13 protein-coding genes and 1 pseudogene are annotated in these 17,909 nt (G+C 71.9%); 6 read left to right on the top strand and 8 right to left on the bottom strand.

Features of this window, described 5'->3' with window-relative positions:
• Positions 1–32: 32 nt before the first annotated feature.
• From ACFPCV_RS17235 to ACFPCV_RS17215, 5 genes are all read right to left on the bottom strand, one after another.
• Positions 33–971, bottom strand: coding sequence for a carbohydrate ABC transporter permease (locus ACFPCV_RS17235; protein WP_378057202.1), 939 nt, complete (start codon positions 969–971; stop codon positions 33–35).
• A 14-nt stretch (positions 972–985) separates the two neighbouring features.
• Positions 986–2,326 carry an extracellular solute-binding protein gene (locus ACFPCV_RS17230; protein ID WP_378057201.1) on the bottom strand — a complete coding sequence of 447 codons (1,341 nt, stop codon included), beginning with the start codon at positions 2,324–2,326 and terminating at the stop codon, positions 986–988.
• Between the two features lie 69 nt (positions 2,327–2,395).
• Positions 2,396–4,039: an alpha-amylase family protein gene (locus ACFPCV_RS17225; RefSeq protein ID WP_378057200.1), complete on the bottom strand. Its 1,644-nt coding sequence runs from the start codon at positions 4,037–4,039 to the stop codon at positions 2,396–2,398.
• Positions 4,036–5,847: an MBL fold metallo-hydrolase gene (locus ACFPCV_RS17220; protein WP_378057199.1), complete on the bottom strand. Its 1,812-nt coding sequence runs from the start codon at positions 5,845–5,847 to the stop codon at positions 4,036–4,038. Before ACFPCV_RS17220 ends, ACFPCV_RS17225 begins: the two co-directional genes overlap by 4 nt.
• 24 nt (positions 5,848–5,871) lie before the next feature.
• The gene (locus ACFPCV_RS17215) at positions 5,872–7,530 is read right to left on the bottom strand and encodes a beta-N-acetylglucosaminidase domain-containing protein (protein WP_378057198.1); all 1,659 of its coding nucleotides are present in this window, start codon (positions 7,528–7,530) and stop codon (positions 5,872–5,874) included.
• 96 nt (positions 7,531–7,626) lie between these two features.
• Between ACFPCV_RS17215 and ACFPCV_RS17210 the strand changes: the two genes are divergently transcribed.
• Positions 7,627–7,749: a hypothetical protein gene (locus ACFPCV_RS17210; protein WP_378057197.1), complete on the top strand. Its 123-nt coding sequence runs from the start codon at positions 7,627–7,629 to the stop codon at positions 7,747–7,749.
• Positions 7,750–7,798: 49 nt separating this feature from the next.
• A complete protein-coding gene (locus ACFPCV_RS17205) occupies positions 7,799–8,920 on the top strand; it encodes an Rv2629 family ribosome hibernation factor (RefSeq protein WP_378057196.1) in 1,122 nt (373 codons plus the stop codon).
• A gap of 81 nt (positions 8,921–9,001) precedes the next feature.
• Here the strand turns inward: ACFPCV_RS17205 and ACFPCV_RS17200 are convergent.
• Positions 9,002–9,220 (bottom strand): annotated as a pseudogene (locus tag ACFPCV_RS17200) (cation efflux transmembrane domain-containing protein); the annotation flags it as partial.
• A gap of 24 nt (positions 9,221–9,244) precedes the next feature.
• Positions 9,245–10,303: a tartrate dehydrogenase gene (locus tag ACFPCV_RS17195; RefSeq protein ID WP_378057195.1), complete on the bottom strand. Its 1,059-nt coding sequence runs from the start codon at positions 10,301–10,303 to the stop codon at positions 9,245–9,247.
• Positions 10,304–10,425: 122 nt separating this feature from the next.
• Here ACFPCV_RS17195 and ACFPCV_RS17190 point away from each other — a divergent pair, with 122 nt between their 5' ends.
• Complete coding sequence (locus ACFPCV_RS17190; protein ID WP_378057194.1) at positions 10,426–13,161, top strand: helix-turn-helix transcriptional regulator; 2,736 nt, start codon at positions 10,426–10,428, stop codon at positions 13,159–13,161.
• Complete coding sequence (locus ACFPCV_RS17185; RefSeq protein ID WP_378057193.1) at positions 13,162–14,367, top strand: D-arabinono-1,4-lactone oxidase; 1,206 nt, start codon at positions 13,162–13,164, stop codon at positions 14,365–14,367. It abuts the gene before it with no gap.
• 399 nt (positions 14,368–14,766) lie between these two features.
• Here the strand turns inward: ACFPCV_RS17185 and ACFPCV_RS17180 are convergent, their stop codons facing one another.
• Positions 14,767–16,251, bottom strand: coding sequence for an FAD-dependent oxidoreductase (locus tag ACFPCV_RS17180; RefSeq protein ID WP_378057192.1), 1,485 nt, complete (start codon positions 16,249–16,251; stop codon positions 14,767–14,769).
• A 178-nt stretch (positions 16,252–16,429) separates the two neighbouring features.
• Here ACFPCV_RS17180 and ACFPCV_RS17175 point away from each other — a divergent pair, with 178 nt between their 5' ends.
• Together ACFPCV_RS17175 and ACFPCV_RS17170 are read left to right on the top strand one after the other, a co-directional pair.
• Complete coding sequence (locus tag ACFPCV_RS17175; RefSeq protein ID WP_378057191.1) at positions 16,430–17,053, top strand: response regulator transcription factor; 624 nt, start codon at positions 16,430–16,432, stop codon at positions 17,051–17,053.
• 431 nt (positions 17,054–17,484) lie between these two features.
• Positions 17,485–17,883, top strand: a complete 399-nt coding sequence (locus ACFPCV_RS17170; protein ID WP_378057190.1) for an ATP-binding protein — start codon at positions 17,485–17,487, stop codon at positions 17,881–17,883.
• The last annotated feature ends 26 nt before the right edge of the window (positions 17,884–17,909 follow it).

Here is a 17,909-nt window from a genome sequence, read left to right as displayed (position 1 = left end):
CGGTCGTGTCACGGGCGGCGTGGTCGTGGCCATCAGCGGTCACCGCCCTCGTAGTAGACGAACCGTCTGCTGACCCTGATCTGGACGACGGTGATGACCATGATCAGGACGAACAGCAGCCAGGCCATCGCCGACGCGTAACCCATGTGCAGGAACTGGAACGCCTGCTGGAACAGGTACACGAGGTAGAACAGGGCCGCGTCGGAGGAGTAGGTCGCCGACGCGGAGCTGCCGTAGAACGCGGTGTACGCCTCGTCGAACGACTGCAACGCGTGAATGGTCTGCACGATCAGGGTGAAGAACAGCGCGTGGCTGATCATCGGCACCGTGATGTGCCGGAACCGCTGCCACGCCGACACCCCGTCCAGCGCGGCCGCCTCGTACAGGTCACGCGGCACGTTGTTGAGCGCGGCCAGGTAGATGATCACCGTGCCGCCGACCGACCAGACGTTCATGATCGCCAGCCCCGGCTTCACCCATGCCGGGTCCGTGCTCCAGTCCGGGCCGTCGACGCCGATCAGGCCCAGCGCCCCGTTCACCATGCCGACCTGGCCGTTGAACAGCATCAGGAACAGCACGCCGACCGCGACCTTCGGCGTCACCTCCGGCAGGTAGAACAGCGTCCGGAAGACACCGGCCGAGCGCCGCCCGACCCGCGAGAGCATCATCGCGAGCCCGAGCGCCACGATCATCGTGCCGGGCACCACCATGATCGCGTAGATGATCGTGTTGCTGAGGCTCTTGCGGATCTTCGGGTCACTGAGCAGCTGCTCGTAGTTCGCGAAGCCGACGTTGCTCGTCTCCCGCAGCCCGTCGTAGTCGGTGAACGACAGGACCAGGCTGATGATCATCGGGCCGCCGAGGAAGACGGTGAACCCGATGATCCACGGGGCGAGGAACCCGTACGCGGCCCACGTCTCCCGGTCCCGGAAGCCGCGCGCCCAGCGACGGACGCGCGGCCCCCGGGACATGTCGAGCGGCCGCACTACTTCGCCGCGTTGTCGAGCGCGGTCTGTGCCTCCTGCTGTGCCTGCTTCATCGCGTCGGCTGGGGACTGCTGGCCGGACAGCACCCGGTTCACCGCGTCCTGCCACGCCGTCTGGAACTCCGAACCGGCGGGCGAGGCCGGCAGCGAGAACGCGGCCTCCTGGGCCTCGAGGACGGCCTTGACCGCGTTGTCGTACACGGGCGTGTCACCCAGCGACACCAGCTCGCCGAAGATCTTCTCGTCCGCCACCTCGTTGCCGGTGTAGACGCCGGTGAACGGCTTGCCCTCGGACTTGCGCTTCTCGACGCGGGCCTCCGCGGCCGCGATCCAGGTCTGCGAGTCGGTCATCGTCTTGATCCACTTGCAGGCCTGGTCCTTGTGCTTGGCCGCGGCCGGGATCGCCCACGCGGAGCCGGTGACCCAGTCGATGGGCTTGCCCTGCTCGTCGGTGAACGGCCGCACCGTGAGCTCGAGGTCCGGCGAGACGTCGGAGAGCACGTTGAGGTACCAGTCCTCCATCGGGAACGCCGCGAGCTGGTCGGTCTCGAACGGGTTCTGGTCGCCGAAGAGGTCGAACGAGTCGCGGAAGGCCTTGAACGAACCCCAGCCGCCCTGCTTGTCGATCAGGCCGACCGTGTACTCCAGCGCCGCGATCAGCTCGGGGTCGTCGAGGTTGGCCGTCTTGCCGTCCTCGCTGATGATGTCGACGCCGTTGGCCTTGGCCCACACCGGCAGGAACTCGGGGATCTTCGGGTCGAAGCCGATGCGGGCCAGCTTGTCGCCGTCGCGCTTGGTGAGCTGGTCGGTGACCGTGGCGAGCTTGTTCCGGTCGCTCGGGTCGACGTCGTCGGGGGTGAGGCCGGCGCTGCGCACGGACGAGTCGTTGATCAGCATGACGCGGTTGTTGTAGAACTCGGGCAGCCCGTAGAGCTTGCCGTCGAGCGTGATCTCCTCGAGCGCGGGGTCGCGGTACTGGTCGAGGTCGATGCCTTCCTTCTCGACGCAGTTCTCCAGCGGCTCGATGGTGCCGCGCGCGGCGTAGGTGCCGAGCTTCTCGCGGCCCATGTAGACCAGGTCCGGCGGGTTGTCCGACGCGACCGCCGAGAGGAACTGCTGCGGGTCGAACGCGTTCTCGCTGACCTTCACGTCCGCCGGGGCGATGGCCTCGTTCGCCAGGTCCGCCCGGACTGTCGCGATCTCGTCGCCGAGGCCGAAGCCCATGGTGGTGAGGGTGACCTTGCCACCATCGCTTTCGCCGTCATCGCCGCCGACGCCACCGCAGCCTGCCAGGACCAGCGCTGCTGCGGCACACAACGCCGCCACCTGTGGGTATCGCATCCGAAGCTTCCTCCGCGTCATCGAGGGGAAAGATGTGGCAACGATCCCACATGGAATCGTTGCCACAACCTAGGACGCTGTCCCTGGCTCGTCAAGGGTGCGCCGGTACGCCGCCCACACGCGGGCCACCTCGGCGAGATCGGCGGCCGTCAGCTCCTCGCCGGAGAGGTCGACCCGGTCGGCGTAGTAGAGCGCGGGCACGCCGAGTTCCGCCTGGATGTCCAGGTAGGCACGCCATTGCGCGCGGTCGGGCAGGCACCAGCCGTCGCTGTCGACCGGCACGCCGGGCAGCGCGGCGGCCACGACCGAGGCGCGGTACCGCATGTGCGGCACGACCGGGCCGTCCGGGTCGATCGCGTCGAGCATGCGGATGTCGTTGAGCCGGACCATGTCCGTGACGTCCGCGAACGCCGGGTTCGGCGTGTGGGTGACGATCAGGGCGCCGGGTTTGACCGCCTTCGCCGTGTCGTACACCAGTTTCAGCAGGTGATGGAGCAGCGCAGCACCCCAGCGGTTACCCGCGTGCCGCAACGCCGTCCCGCTCGGGGTCCTGGCGAGGAAGTCGACCTTGAGGCCGTCCGCGTCGAGGTCGCCGAGCATGTGGGTGACGGCGTCGACCACGGTCTTCTCGCCGAGCGGGTGCTCCGGGTCGAGTGCGACCGGGGTGCCGTCCGGCAGCGTCACGCACGCCTCCCGCGGCGCGCCGTCGTGGTCCCACGCCTTCCACCACAACAGGACGCGCTGGTTGTCCGCGTGCCGCCGCGCGATCCACCCGCGCAGGTCCGGCCACCTGCGCTCGTCGGGCCGGCTGGTCGCGTAGTGGGCGGCCCACTTGTCGTCGACGACGACCGTGCCGGGCACCACGTCGTGGTGGCCGAGGTGGGCGAGGAAGCCGTCGTAGTTCTCCTGCGTCGAATGCTCCTGGGTGACCCCGGGCAGCGCGCTCTGCGCACCCCAGCCGCAGAAGATCGGTTCGAGCCAGTGCCGCTGGATCTCGGTGCGGATCCGCGGGGCGAGGTCGCGCTCCCGGAGCAGGTCGCCGTGGGCGCTGATCGCGGCTTGCGGTGTGGGATGGCCGAACTGGATCACCAGCGCCGGCGTGGTGAACTCGCCGTCGACGCGGGTGTGGCCCTCGTAGTCCAGGCGCAGCGCGAAACCGTCGGTGCCGCCGGTGTAGTGGAACGACGTGAACGTCTGCTCGTCGATCCCGGCGGCGAGGCCGAGCGCGGCCCAGCGGTCGTCGCGGGAGACCGCGTAGCACCACGGCGCCGGGCAGAACAGCCAGCGCCCGACCCCCGGCTCCGCGCCGTCGCCGGTGACGGCGACGACCGCCGGTTCGGCGGCCGGGCGCAGGACGCGGCGCGGGTGGTCGGGGTTCGGCGAGAACACGGTGTCGAGCGCGGAACCGCTGGGCAGGAAGCCGCTCGGTGGCCGGTGCCCGCCGAGCAGGTGCGCGGTGAGCAGGTCGCCGTGGCCGCGCACGGTCGTGGTGATCTCCAACCGATCCGGGTGGTGTTCGAGGACGGTGACGCGTTCGTCCCAGCGGGAGCTGGCACAACGGGCCTCGACCCGGTTGCCGTCCTCGGCAACGGTCACGGCGAGTGTCTCGTCCGGACCATCCAGAGTGTCCAGTGACGACAACAGGCGCAGCTGGAACCACAGCAGTCCGTCGTGCTCCACCGTGGCGACCGCGCGGCGCGGGTCCACCCTCATCGGACGTCCACCAGCGCCTCCGCGTGCTGGCCGAAACGGGTCGCGCCGACCGTGAGGTCCGCGCCGATCCGCGCCCGCCTGCACGGGCTCTCCGTAGGTGTCACCACGAACTCGAACGTCTCCGTCGCGCGGCCGGGCACCTCCGCGGTCGCGCTGGCGGGCGCCACCCGCCACCCGTGGGGCACGACGAGCGCGATCGTGACCTCGTCGGCGTCTGCGAACGGGTTGCGGGCCTGCGCCTCGACACCGAACGGCACGCCGGGCGCGGTGGTCACCTGGTAGGGCCGCAGCCACGCGCCGAAGCCCTCCGCTTCGAAGTCCACTTCGGACAGCGGGAGCAGCTCGCGGTGCATGCGGGCCAGCTCGGCGCCCTTCTCCTCGAGGAGGTCCAGGTAGGCGTCGTCGACCCGCCTCGGCTCCCAGTGCCCGCTGATCATCAGCTCGGGCCGCAGTTTCCGGTACAGGGCGGCGCTCCTGGTGAAGTCGTCGATGCGGAAGCGGTTCTTGTACTGCAGGTTCAGGATCTCGGCCCGCTCACCCGGCCGCCACGTGGTCGACTGCTGGTCACCGGTCGCGACGACCCGCTGGCCGTCCACCTCGAACGCGATGGCGACGGCGTACAGCGTGTGCCCGGGCAGCGGGTACAGCGTCAGCTCGTACTCGTGCCACCGCACGGGACGCCCGGTCTCGAGGACGCGGTCGACGGGAACCGGGTCGTACCACAGGCATGGCAGGTCGTAGCGCGACGGCGTGGCCAGCACGTCGGCGACCGTGCCCGCCGACCAGACCCGCGTGCCCTCGACCTCGCGCAGCAGGTTGAACCCGGCGACGTGGTCGTCGTGGTAGTGCGTGGGGATCGCGACCTCGACCCGGTCGACGCCGTAGTCGCGGCGCAACGGGCGCAGCGACGGCAGCCACGGCCGCCGCGAGGACCGGTCGTCACCGGTCGGCAGGTTGACGATCATGTCGAGCCCGAAGTCGATGAGCAGCGCGCCGCCGGTGTCGGACAGCAGCACGTAGCTGGTCGCGAAGCTGGTCCTGTTGCGCAGCAGGTGCGGGCTCAGCTCCTCGAACGGGTGCTCCCACTGGCCGCGGGCGTCCCACGGCTTGTCGTGCCGCGAGTCGTTGAACGCCAGCAACCGCCGCTCCAGCAGGTCGAACGCCGCAGGTGGGTCGTCGATCGGGTCACCGTGCGATGGCAGCACGAGGTCCGGGGCGCGGGCGCCGAGGTCGTAGAGCGAGAGCACGGTCGACTTGACGCCTTCGAGGGCCGTGTACGACCACTGGGTCGCGGCCAGCGACCACACCTTGCCCGCGCTGTGGATGAGGTCGCCGGTGAACGCGAGCCGCCTGCCGTCGACGTCGACGAGGTAGGTCACCGAACCCGCGGTGTGGCCGGGTGTCGGGATCGTCGTGACGTCGAACCCGCCGAACCGGCGCGTGCGGTACTCGGGGACCGTGCCGGTGACCGCAACCGGCTCCAGCAACGAGAACCGGTCCTGGCGCAGGTCGTAGTAGTTCTGGAGCGGGCGCTGCTGCCAGTGCGCGTCGACCCTGTCGAACAGGTCGCGCTCGGCGGGCGGCACCCAGATCCGCGCACCGTGCGTGACCGCCCTGTGCAGGCCCTGCACCTGGTCGCGGTGGTGGTGGGTGACGAGCACGTCCGTGACCCGGTCGGCACCGAAGTCGGCGAGGTGGTCGAGCACCGCGCCGTCCCCGAAGTCGATCAGGACCGCGTCCCGGTCACGGACGAGCACGTAGACGTTGCAGGTGTCGCGGAACAGGTGGACTCCGTCGGCCGGCCGCATGTGTGGCAACGTTGCCACACGCGGTCAGGACGCGTCCAGCACCTCGGTGAGAAAGGCGTCCAGCACGCCGTCACCCACCAGCACACCGGTCTTCCGGTGCGGTCTCCGGTCGTCCCGGACAGCCGCGGCCGCCGCCATGAGGCGCCGCACGTTGTCGTGCCCGACCCCGTCTTCGAGCACCGGCACGAGCGCGGCGAGCGCCTCACCCCACAGCCGGGCCGCGGCGAGCCACGCCTCGGCCTCGACGGCGAACCGCGCGTCGGCCATCAGCCCCGGCAGGGCGATCAGCCGGTCGGCCAAGTCCGTGAGCCGCTCGACGGCGGCGGCCCGGTCACCCCGTGCGAGGTCCGCGCGCACCGTCGCGAGCGCGGCCGCGTGGGCGGGCGCCTGGTCGTGGTGGAGGCGGTCGTCACGGGTGTTGAGGTCCGCGAACGCCGTCAGCGCGGCCACCGCCTCGGCACGGCCACCCGCGAGCGCGGCGAGTGCCCGCCGGTGGGCCGCGGCGGCGTCGAACCCGGTGTCGTCCCAGCCGTACTCGGCGAACGCCGACAGCCCGATCGTGCTCATCGCGACCTGGTTGGCCGGGTTGGACAGGACGCCTTCGACGTGCGCGGACAGCCCGTTCTCGCGACCGTCGTAGGGCCCGAGCGGGACCCGGCCCGGGATGTAGTCGTTGACCGGGTAGTTGTCCCACACCAGGATCGGGTGCCCGAACAGCTCCCGCGCCTGCCGCGCCTCGTCGACGGTGATGGTGGCGGGGATGACGTCGTGGCCGGTCCACCAGACGGCGGTGTCGGGGGCGAGCAGGTCCCGGATCTCCTTCCGGTACCGCGTCTCCCGCAGCCCGTGGTACTCGGTGGGCACGAACTGGACCGGCGCGCCCGCCCAGTCACGCACCCGGTTGACCAGCCACGCGTGCGCCGCCCCGAGGTGGCCGTGCTCGTCCTCGTCCCGGGGGTCGTGCCACACCAGCGGATCGATGTCGTCGAGCGCGACGCAGAACGTGTCGCAACCGAGCGCACGGACCGCGGCGAACTTCGCGAGCAGGGCATCGAGATCGGCGCGCTCGCTGTACCGGATGGACAGCCCGGGCGAAACGGAGAACACGAACCGGACGTGGTTGGCGGCGGCGCGGTCCACCAGCTCGGCGAGCCGCGCCAGTTCCTCAGGCGGGTAGGACTCCCGCCAGCGGTCCCGGTGGTAGGGGTCGTCCTTGGGCGCGTAGACGTAGGTGTTCATGCGGTGGGCGCCGAGGAAGTCGAGGTGTGCCAGGCGTTCCCGGTGCGTCCACGGGGTGCCGTAGAAGCCCTCGATCGACCCCCGCCAGGCCATCGCGGGCCGGTCCTCGATGGTGACGGCGGGCAGCCCGCCGGCGAGCAGCCGAGCGAAGACGTGCGCCGCGTAGAAGGCCCCGGCGTCGTCACCGCCTTCGAGCAGCACCTCCCCCGGCCCGGTGACCACACGGTAGGCCCCTGGCCCGCCAGCACCACGAGCGAAACGGATCGTGAGGTCGGGCTCGGGCACCCCGACCCGGTGCACCCCGGCAGCGGCGAGCGCGGAAAGGACGACCGTCTCGGCCGCCCGGTCCGCACCGGTCACCCCGGCCAGCGCGACGCGGTCCCCGAGCCGCACCGGGCCACAGTGGTCGACGAGCCGCCTGGGCGGCGGAATGATCAACGACATGCCTGTCCACGGTAGGCGCTTCCCGGCGATCGTCAACGCCCCGGCTGCGGGCGGTGACGTACCGCATGCTGGGCTCACTCAGCGAGTGCGGCGGGCATGGTCGTGCGGCGCGAGGGGCACCCGCACGTGGTGTTCGGGTTCACGGTGGTCGACGGGCGGATCGTCGAGATCGACGTGCTCGCCGATCCGGAAAGGGTCGCTCACCTGGTCCTGGAATGACCACCACGGGAGTGGGTACCCGGTGCGCCGGACCGGAAGGAGGCGCACCATGAACACGGGTGAGCTGCGTGAAATCCTGGCGCACGCTGGGCCGTTCGCGACCGTGCACCTGGACGGGTCGCACGACACCGAGAACGCCGCACACGAGCTGGAGCTGCGCTGGCGCGCGGCACGCGAGGAGCTGGCGGAGAAGGGCGCGGACGAGGACACACTGTCCGCGATGGACAACGCGGTGCGCGACGCGCCGCCCGCGACGGGCCGGGCGGGCAGACTGCTGATCGCGGCGGGCGGCGAGGTGCTGCTGGACCGCGCGCTGGCGGGCCCGCCACCGGCACCGGTCACCAGGGTGGGTGCCTGTCCGTACCTGTTGCCGCTGGTCGAGCTGGACAGCGGGGAGGTGCCGTACGTGGCCGCGCTCGTCGACAAGATCGGTGCGGACGTGCGTGCGGTCGACGCCGACGGGGTCGTGCGCACCGAGCACTCGACGGACGGCGAGGACCACCCGGTGCACAAGGTCCGCGGTGGCGGCTGGTCGCACCTGCGCATGCAGCACAACGTCGACGAGACCGTGCACCGCAACATCCGGCGGGTCGCCGAGGAGCTGGCCCGGCTCGTCGACGAGGTCGGTGCCCGGCTGCTGGTCGTGGCCGGTGAGCGGCAGGTGGTGGCGGAGCTGGCGACGGAGCTGCCGCCGCGCTGCCAGGAGATCCTGGCCGAGCCGGCGGGCCGTCGTGAGAACGAGGGCGCGGACTTCGACCGGATCGTCACGAGCCTCGCCGCGGAACGGGCACGGTCCGAACAGGACCGGGTCGTCGAGGAGTTCCGCGCCGCGCTCGCCGCCGACCGGGGGCTGGCCGTGCAGGGGCTGGCCGAGACGGCCGCCGCGCTGCGTTCTGGCAACGCGGCCGCGGTCGTGATCAGCGACCCGACGCTGCACGACGCCGCGCTGTGGACCAGCGACGAGCCGAGGTCGGTCGCGCTGTCCGAGGAGGAACTGCGTGCCGTCGGCGCCGAGCACGTCGACCGGGTGCGGGCCGACGAGGCGTTGCCCGCCGCCGCGCTCATGGTCGGCGCCGATCTGGTCAGCGCCATGGACATGGGTGGTGACGCGGTGCCGGTGCGCGACGGGATCGGTGTGCTGCTGCGGCACCGGCCGGGAGCGACCGGCTGACCCCGCAATGCCCTGAAAGACGCTTTCGGGTCACTCAACGTCTCGAAAGCGTCTTTCAGGGCACGCCGTAGCGGGCCAGGACCCGTGCCCGTGAGCGCGGTCCGCCGGTCTGCTCGACCGGCGCAGCGCGGTGAGCAGCAGCCCCTCGGTGAACGTGTCCGCGGCCGAGTGCCCCGCCTCGGCGAGCATCGCGGCCGACCCGGTGATCACGCCCGCGATCAGCTTCAGCACCGCGATCGCGAAGTTCGCGCCCAGCGCCACGAGCACGGTCAACGTGCTCTCGGACCTCTCCTCCGCCACGGGCCCGACACTGGAACCCCGGCGTCAGCCCGGCAGCGCGTCGAGCACCGCCCTGGCGAACTCGTCGGTGGACGCGGTGCCGCCGAGATCACGGGTGCGCACCGGCGAGCCGGCCAGGACACCGGTCACCGCGGCCATCACCTCGTCGCCAGCCTCCCGGTGGCCGAGGTGGTCGAGCATCATCGCGGCGGACCAGATCGCGCCGAGCGGGTTCGCGACGCCCTGGCCCGCGATGTCCGGTGCCGATCCGTGCACCGGCTCGAACATCGACGGGAACTCCCGCGTCGGGTCGATGTTCCCGGCCGGCGCGATGCCGATGCTGCCCGCGACGGCGGCCGCGAGGTCGGAGAGGATGTCGCCGAACAGGTTGGAGCCGACGATCACGTCGAACCGCGACGGGTCCAGCACGACCTTCGCGACGAGCGCGTCGATGTGTTCCTGCCGCCATTCCACGGCGGGGTGCCGGGCGCCGGCCTCGACGACCAGTTCGTCCCAGAACGGCATGGTGTGCACGATCCCGTTGGACTTGGTCGCGGACGTGACGTGGCCACGCCGCGTGGCCGCCAGCTCGAACGCGTAGTCGAGGATGCGGGTGACCCCTGGCCGGGTGAAGATCGCCTCCTGCACGGCCATCTCGTCGGGGAAGCCGCGGTTGAACCGGCCGCCGACCTCCGAGTACTCGCCCTCGACGTTCTCCCGCACCACCACGAAGTCCATGCCGGGCGCCGCGCCGAGGACCGGGGACGGCACGCCCTCGAACACCCTGATCGGCCGCAGGTTCACGTACTGCCGGAACTGGCGCCGGATCGGAATGAGCAGGCCCCACAGCGACACGTGGTCCGGCACGCCCGGCCAGCCGACCGCGCCGAGCAGGATCGCGTCGTGGTGGCGGAGGCGGTCCACGCCGTCGGCGGGCATCATCGCGCCCTCGGCCAGGTAACGCGTACACGACCAGTCGAACTCGTCGTAGCGGAACGTGACGCCGTGGCGGGCACCGACGCGGTCGAGGACGGCACGGGCCGGTGGCAGCACCTCGGCGCCGATGCCGTCGCCGGGGATGAGGGCGATGCGGTAGTCGGTCATGACCTCGAGTCAACCGGACAGGGCCCGCGGACGCACAGGACCCGTCCCGGTGCCGTGCGACGAGGCCAGCCCCACTTCACATGATCTTCACGGAATCAATCATCTAGGACATACTGCACCGCGTGGCGCGGGTGTCGGTGCCGGAACTTGTCGGGCGACGAGCCGAGCTCGCCGCCCTCGCGGCCTGCTGGTCCACTTCGGACATCCGGCTGGTGCTGGTCGAGGGCGACGCCGGTGTCGGCAAGACGCGGCTGGTCCGGGCGTTCGCGCGGCACTGCGGCGCGACCGTGCTGACCGGCGGCTGCCTGCAGTTCGAGGCGGACATCCCGTACGCGCCGTTCGTCGAGGCGCTCCCCCACCTGTTCACGGACGGGATCGGCACCGCGGCAGGCGACCGCGCCACCGAGTACCGCAAGGTCGCCGACGCGGTCCGCGCGGCAGGCGAGCGCGTGGTGCTGGTGCTCGAGGACCTGCACTGGGCCGACGCCGCCACCCGTGACCTGCTGTTGTTCCTGCACCGGGCGCTCGCGGCCACGCCGGTGCTGATCGTGGTCACGTGCCGCACCGACGAGGTGCCGGCGCACCACCCGGTCGCGGCGCTGGTCGCGGAGCTGTCCCGCTCCCGGCACACCACCCGGATCCACCTGCCGCCGCTGGACCGCGCGGGGGTGGCGGCGCTCGCGGCGGGTGTCCTCGGCGCCGCGCCCCCGGACGAGCTGGTCGACACGCTCATGACCCGTGCGGAGGGCAACCCGTTCTTCACCGAGGAGCTGCTTGCCGCTGGCAACACCGTGCCGCGCACGGTCCGCGAGATCATCGTGACCCGCATGGCCCGGCTGTCCGCGCCGGCGCAGCGGCTGGCACGGCTCGCGTCGGTGGTCGGCAGGACGGTGCCGCACGACCTGCTCGCCGCGCTGGTGCCGCCGGACGACCTGCACGTCGCCGTCCGCGACCTGGTCGACCACGGCCAGCTGGTGATCGTCGAACCGGACGCGTACGCGTTCCGGCACGCGCTGATCCACGAGGCGCTGTACCGGGAGCTGCTGCCCGGCGAGCGGCGGCAGGCGCACGCGGCGGTCGCGCGCTGCCTCACCGCGCACCCCGAGCTGGCCATGTCGCAGACCGCCGAGCTGGCACACCACTGGGACGCGGCGGGCGAGGCGGAACCGGCGCTGGCAGCGGCGGTGCTGGCGGCGGCCGGCGCGTTCGACGGGCACGCGCCCGCCACCGCGCACGCGCACTACGAACGGGCGCTGCGCCGCTGGCCGGACGTCGCCGACGCCGCGTCGGTGACCGGCATCGACCACGACACGCTGCTGGAACGTGCCGCCGAGGCCGCGAGCCTCGCGGGCCACAACCAGCGCGCGGTCGAGCTGACCCGGCAGCGGCTGGCCGCCCTCCGCGATCCCGAACGGGTCGCACAGGCCTACGAACAGCTCTCCTACCAGGCCCGCAGCGTCGGCAACTGGCAGCTGGCGCGACACGCCAGCGCCGAGACCGTCCGGCTGCTGCCGCCCGACTCGCCCGCGCGGCTGCGGGTCGAGTCGTGGCAGATGATGCTCGACATGCTCGGCGCGCGGTACCTGGACGCGGTCCGGCACGCCGAGCGGATCCTGCCGCAGGCAAGGGAGGACGCCGAGGACCTGGTGCCCCGCAACCGTGCGCTGACCGTCCTCGGCACCGCCCACGTCATGCTCGGGCACGTCGACGACGGCGTCGGGTTCCTGGCGCGGCACCGCGAGTTCGGCGCGCGGACCGGGGTGCCGAGGTTCGTCGGCGTCGGGTACGTGAACACGGCGGAGAGCCTGGTCTGGGCGGACCGGCACACCGAGGCGCTCGCGCTCGCCCGCGACGGCATCGAGCGGGCGAACGAGCTGGGGTTCGCGATCTACCTGCTGCCGATCGTGGGCAACGCGGTGCGGGCGCTCGCCGAACTGTCCAGGTGGGACGAGGCGCTCGACACCTCCGCCGACCCCGACGACCCGGCCGCCGACCCCTTCAACTGGATCTTCGTGGACCTGCCGCGCGCGGAGGTCCTGCTGCGGCGCGGAGAACCGGCAGCCGCGGCCGCGCTGCTGTCCCGCGCGGGTGCGGTGCTCGACGGGCAGGACGACGCGCAGTACGGCACCGAGCTGGCGCACCTGCGGGGGCGGCTCGCGGGCGCCGAGCGCAGGCACGACGAGGGGCTGGCGGCGGTGCGCGCGGGGCTGGAGATCGCGTTGTCGGCGCAGGACATGTGGCTGGTGGCGCGGCTCGTGGCGACCGGGGTGTGGCTGGCGGCCGAGGCCGGGGACGCGGCGACCGCCGACGAGATGCTGTCGGCCGGTCGTTCCCATCGGGCCTCGCTCGAGTCCCGCGGTGCGGTGGCGCTGCCGCGCACACTGCGTGCGGTGTCGCTGGCGGAGGCGGAACGCGGCCGCCTCGGCAAACCGGACCCCGTGGCGTGGGCGGCGGTCGACGGCGGCCCGGACCGGTACCTGACCGCGTACGCGCGGTTCCGCGAGGCCGAGTCCCTGCTGACCGCCAAGGGATCCCGCACCCGGGCGGCGGAACTGCTCGCGGCGGCGGCCGCGACCGCCGCCGAGCTGTCCGCGGCGCCGCTGGCCGCCCTGGTCACCGCGCTGCGTGAACGGGCCCGGCTGGTCGTGCCGGGCAGTGCGCCGGTCCTTGGCCTCACCGCCCGTGAGGCGGAGATCTTCTTCCTCGTTGGGCAGGGCAAGACGAACGCGGAGATCGCGGCCGAGCTGTTCATCAGCACCAAGACGGCGAGCGTGCACGTCTCCAACATCCTGCGGAAGCTCGGGGTCAGGAGCCGGATCCAGGCGGCCGCACTGGCACACAGACAGGAGCAGTCGTAAGTGGAGCACAACTGGGCGGGCAACGTCGGGTACCTGGCACGGGAGGTGGTGCGGCCGCGTTCGGTCGCCGCGCTGCGGGAGCTGGTGGCCGACCGGGACCGGGTGCGTGCGCTGGGGTCGCGGCACTCGTTCAACGACCTGGCCGACGGACCGGGCACGCTGGTGTCCCTGGAGGAGCTGCCCGGCGAGATCGTCGTGACCGGGCAGCAGGTGACCGTGCCTGCCGGGACCAGGTACGGGGTGCTGGCGGAGTTCCTGGCCGAACGCGGGCTGGCGCTGCCGAACATGGCGTCGCTGCCGCACATCTCGGTGGCAGGCGCGATCGCCACCGGCACCCACGGCTCCGGCGACGGCAACGGCTGCCTGTCGACCGCGGTCGCCGGACTCGAACTGGTGACCGCGGCCGGCGGCCTGCGCACGCTGTGGCGCGGCGACCCGGAGTTCGCGGGCAGCGTGGTGGCACTCGGCGCGCTGGGTGTGGTCACCAGGGTGACGCTGGACGTGCGACCTGCTTTCCAGGTGCGGCAACAGGTCTGGGTCGACGTGCCGTGGGCGGCGGTGGCCGGTGAGCTGGCCGGGCTGTTCGCGAGCGGGTACAGCGTCAGCGTGTTCACCGACTGGACCGGGACCGCGCAGGTGTGGGTGAAGAGCCTCGCCCCGGCGACGCTCCCGTTCGACGCGACCCCCGCGCAGGGCCCGGTGCACATGCTGGCCGGCGAGTCGGTGGCGGCGGTGACCGAGCAGGGTGGGGTGCCGGGACCGTGGCTGGACCGCCTTCCGCACTTCCGGTTGGGCCACAAACCGAGCGCGGGCGCGGAACTGCAGAGCGAGTACCTGCTGCCCCGCGAGTCGGCGGCGGCGGCGCTGGCGCGGTTGCGGGAGATGGCGCCGAGGATCAGGCCACTGCTGCAGATCAGTGAGCTGCGCACGGTGGCCGCCGACAACCTGTGGCTGTCTCCCGCGTACGGGCGGGATGTGCTCGGCGTCCACTTCACGTGGAAGCTGGACGTGCCCGGCGTGACGGCGCTGCTGCCCGACATCGAGGCGGTGCTGCTGCCGCTTGGCGCCCGGCCGCACTGGGGGAAGCTGTTCCACACCACGGCGGTCGCCGCACTCTATCCACAGTGGACGGACTTCGTGGAACTGCGCGAACACCACGACCCGAAGGGCAAGTTCGGCAACCCGTTCCTGAACCGCCTGACCTGACCCCACGAGCCCCTCCAAACCCCGCGAGTCCCCCGTTCAGAACCCGCGAGTCCCCCGTTCGAAACCCGCGAGTCCCCCGTTCAGAACCCCTGAGTTGGCGGTTCGTGTCGCAGGCCGAGTGGCGAACCGCCAACTCGCAGGTCTTGAACGGGAGACTCGCGGGGTGGTTGTCCACAGGCAGGGGCGTCAGCTGCCGGGGCTGTCGGTCCCTTCGCGTAGTGTGGTTCGAGGGGCCGGAGGCCGGCGGTCAGGCTGGCCCGGCGGGCCCCAACGGGTCCGGTTCGGACGGTGGCCTCGGGTCCGGCCCGGGCGGAACCGGTGGCTGCGGCGGGTCCGTCGGGCCCGGGGTCGGTTCGCCGGGTTGCGGTAGCGGTTCTGGGCTGGGTGGGATCGGTTCGGTCATCGTTCTTCCTTTCCGGTCACCTTGCGCAGTGGTTGGACCGCGGGTCCCTGGATGACCTGACCGTCCACGTCGAACCGCGATCCGTGGCACGGGCAGTCCCACGTGCGTTCTGCGTTGTTGAACGCGACCAGGCAACCGAGGTGTGTGCAGTGCGCGCGCACGGCGTGCAGCGCCCCGCTCTCGTCCCGGTACGCGGCGACCATCGACACGCCCTGCCTCGTCACCGTCGCCTCGCCCGGGGGGAGGTCCGCCAGGCCCGGTGCGGCCAGCGCACGCACGTGGTCGCCGGTGAGGAACTTCGCCACCGTCGCGTTCGCCGACACCATCCCCGCCGCGGCACGCAGCGAGAAGCGGTTCGGGTCGTACAGGTCCACGTACTCGTTGTCCTCGCCCGTCACCAGGTCGCGCAAGAGCAGCCCGGCCGCGGTACCGCCCGTCATGCCCCACTGCCCGAAGCCCGTCGCCACCCACAGGTGCTTCGCCCTCGGGTGGTAGCGGCCGACATACGGCACGCTGTCCACGGTGGACATGTCGTGCGCCGACCAGCGGTAGCGCACCTCGGTCAGCCCCACGTGCTCACGGGCCCACGCCTCGAGCCGCGCGAACCGGGCATCGACGTCGACGTGGTCACCGACCCGGTAGTGCTCGCCACCGACGATCACCTGCCTGCCCTCGGGCGTCGGCACGGCGCGGACCGAGTGGTGGGTCTTGGCGTCCAGGTAGGTGCCCTCGATCTCCCGGCTCGCGGGTCCGGCGACGACCAGGTCCCTCGTCGGTTCGAGGCGGGCGAAGAACAGCCCGCGGTCGAAGACCGGGTAGTGGGTCGCGACGACGACGTCGGCCGCGCGGACGGCACCGGCGCTCGTCCGCACGATCGACGGGCTGCCCTCCTGGAGACCGGTGGCGCGGACCCCCTCGATGATCCGCCCGCCCGCCGCCTCGGTCAGCGCGGCGAGGCCCAGCAGCCACTTGCGCGGGTGGAACTGTGCCTGGTCACGGAAGCGCACGGCCCCCACGGCACCGAGCGGCGGGTCGATCGTGTCGACGAACTCGGCGGGCATCCCGGCGGCGACCGCTGCCTCGGTCTCGGCACGCAACACGGGTAGCTGCTCGGGGTCGGTGGTGTGGACGTGGCTGGCGGTGCGTTCGAAGTCGCAGTCGATGCCGTTGCGTCCGGCGGTGGCGGCGACCCACTCGAGCGCGGCGAGCTGGCTCGCGCCGTACCTGGCGGCCGCGGACCCGATGCGGTGGTAGATCAGCTCGTGCTGTGCCGTGAGCTTCGCGGTCGTGTGCCCGGAGACGCCGCCACCGATCTCACCCGCCTCCAGCACCAGCACCGACCGGCCTGCCTCGGCGAGCAGATATGCCGTGGTCAGGCCTACGATGCCGGCGCCGAGCACCACCACGTCGGCGGTCGCGGGCAACGGCGGTTCCCTGCGGGCCGCGCCCTGCGTCGTGTCAAGCCACAGTGAGCGGGTCATGCGGGCGGAATAGCCAGGTCGCCAGATGGCTAAACGGACACCGGGTGGGGTAGCCCGTGCGTGGACGGGGGACACTGGGAGCCATTGGGAGCCATTGCCGAGATCGGACCAGAGCGGGAGAGCCTTGCCACCGGGAAACAGTCCGCACGCAGAGCCGCCGGCGGACGAGAATCGCCCCGTGACGCCGACCCGCGTCGTCCTGGTGGAGGACCACGACATGGTCGCCGAGGCGATGACCCTCGCCATGGACCGCGCGGACGACATCGAGATCGTGGCCCGCGCCCATTCGATCGCCACCGCGGTCGCCTCGGTGGCGGCACACGCACCGGATGTCGTACTGCTGGACCGCAGACTCCCGGACGGCGACGCGATCGAGTCGATCGGCGCACTGACCAGGTCCGGCGCCCGGGTACTGGTGCTGACCGGCGAGGCCACGTCGTCGGTCGCGGCACGGGTCGCCGAGGCGGGCGGGGCGGGCCTGCTGCTGAAGTCGGCGGGCCTTGGCGAACTGGAGGACGCGGTCCGCCGCGTGGCGGACGGCGAGGCGGTGTTCGGCGCCGAGTTCCTGGCAGGCGTCCTGAACCGGCTGACCGGCCGCACCCCGAGCGCGAGCCTCACCACCCGGGAACGGCAGGCACTGGGCCTGATCGCCGACGGTGTGAGCACAGCCGAGGTCGCGACCCGCCTTGGCATCGCCCACAACACGGCCCGCAACCACGTGCAACGCGTACTGGAAAAACTGGGCGCCCGCTCGAAACTCGAGGCAGTGGCCATCGCCCGCCGAGAAGGCCTGCTCGACTGACACCCGCACACCCGCAAACGTGAGCCGCCCACCGCTGCCCTGAACGACGTCCAGGCCCGTCGCTGCGCCCGACGGGCCCCGCAGGGCAGGTGCGTTCACGGCACAACGAGTGCCCTGAAAGGCGCGTTTAGGGCACCGAGTGCCCTGAACGCGCCTTTCAGGGCATTGCCAACGCCGTCAACGCGCCACCAAGCCAGGCGCTACGCGCCCGACCCCGCGCAGCAAACCGCCCGGAACGCAACCCCCACCCGAACCCGGGGGCGTCCCGCCATGCCAGTCTATCGGCCCCCACCGGCAAAGCAAGGGGCAAGAGCCAACCTGTGGATAACCAGGACGGCTGTGGACAACCGGAGGGCGATGGTGCACCTGCACTAGGTCGTCGCCGTCATCCGCATCTCGTGATCGGGCCCAGGGTGGCGGAGGGTGGTTGCGTGGAGACACGTGCACCGGCGGTGGCCGAGCTCCGCCTCGCAGAACGGGATGCCAGTGCTGCCCTCGCGCGGCAGTTCACGCGGTCGACGTTGGGTTCGTGGCGGAGCCCCTGTTCGCACGACGATTTCGTGCTGGCCGTTTCCGAGCTGGTCACGAACGCTCTCCGGCATGGGCACGGCACGCCCCTGCTCCGGCTCATCGACTGCGGCGACCGGGTCCGTGTCGAGGTGTGCGACGACAGTCCCCTGCTGCCGGTGTCACACCGGGTTTCCCCGACGGGTGGGCTCGGCCTGCAGGTCGTCGAGCAGGTCTCGTCCGCCTGGGGTGCCTCGCGCCGCAGGCGGGGGAAGGTGGTGTGGTGTGAGCTGGCCACACCTCCGAGCGGCGACGGAGTCTGACGAGCGGGACCACCGGCCGGTGGGGC

Origin of the sequence: Actinophytocola glycyrrhizae (assembly GCF_042653545.1) — a bacterium.
Lineage (GTDB): Bacteria > Actinomycetota > Actinomycetes > Mycobacteriales > Pseudonocardiaceae > Actinophytocola > Actinophytocola glycyrrhizae.
This window is presented reverse-complemented; position numbering and strand designations above follow the sequence as displayed.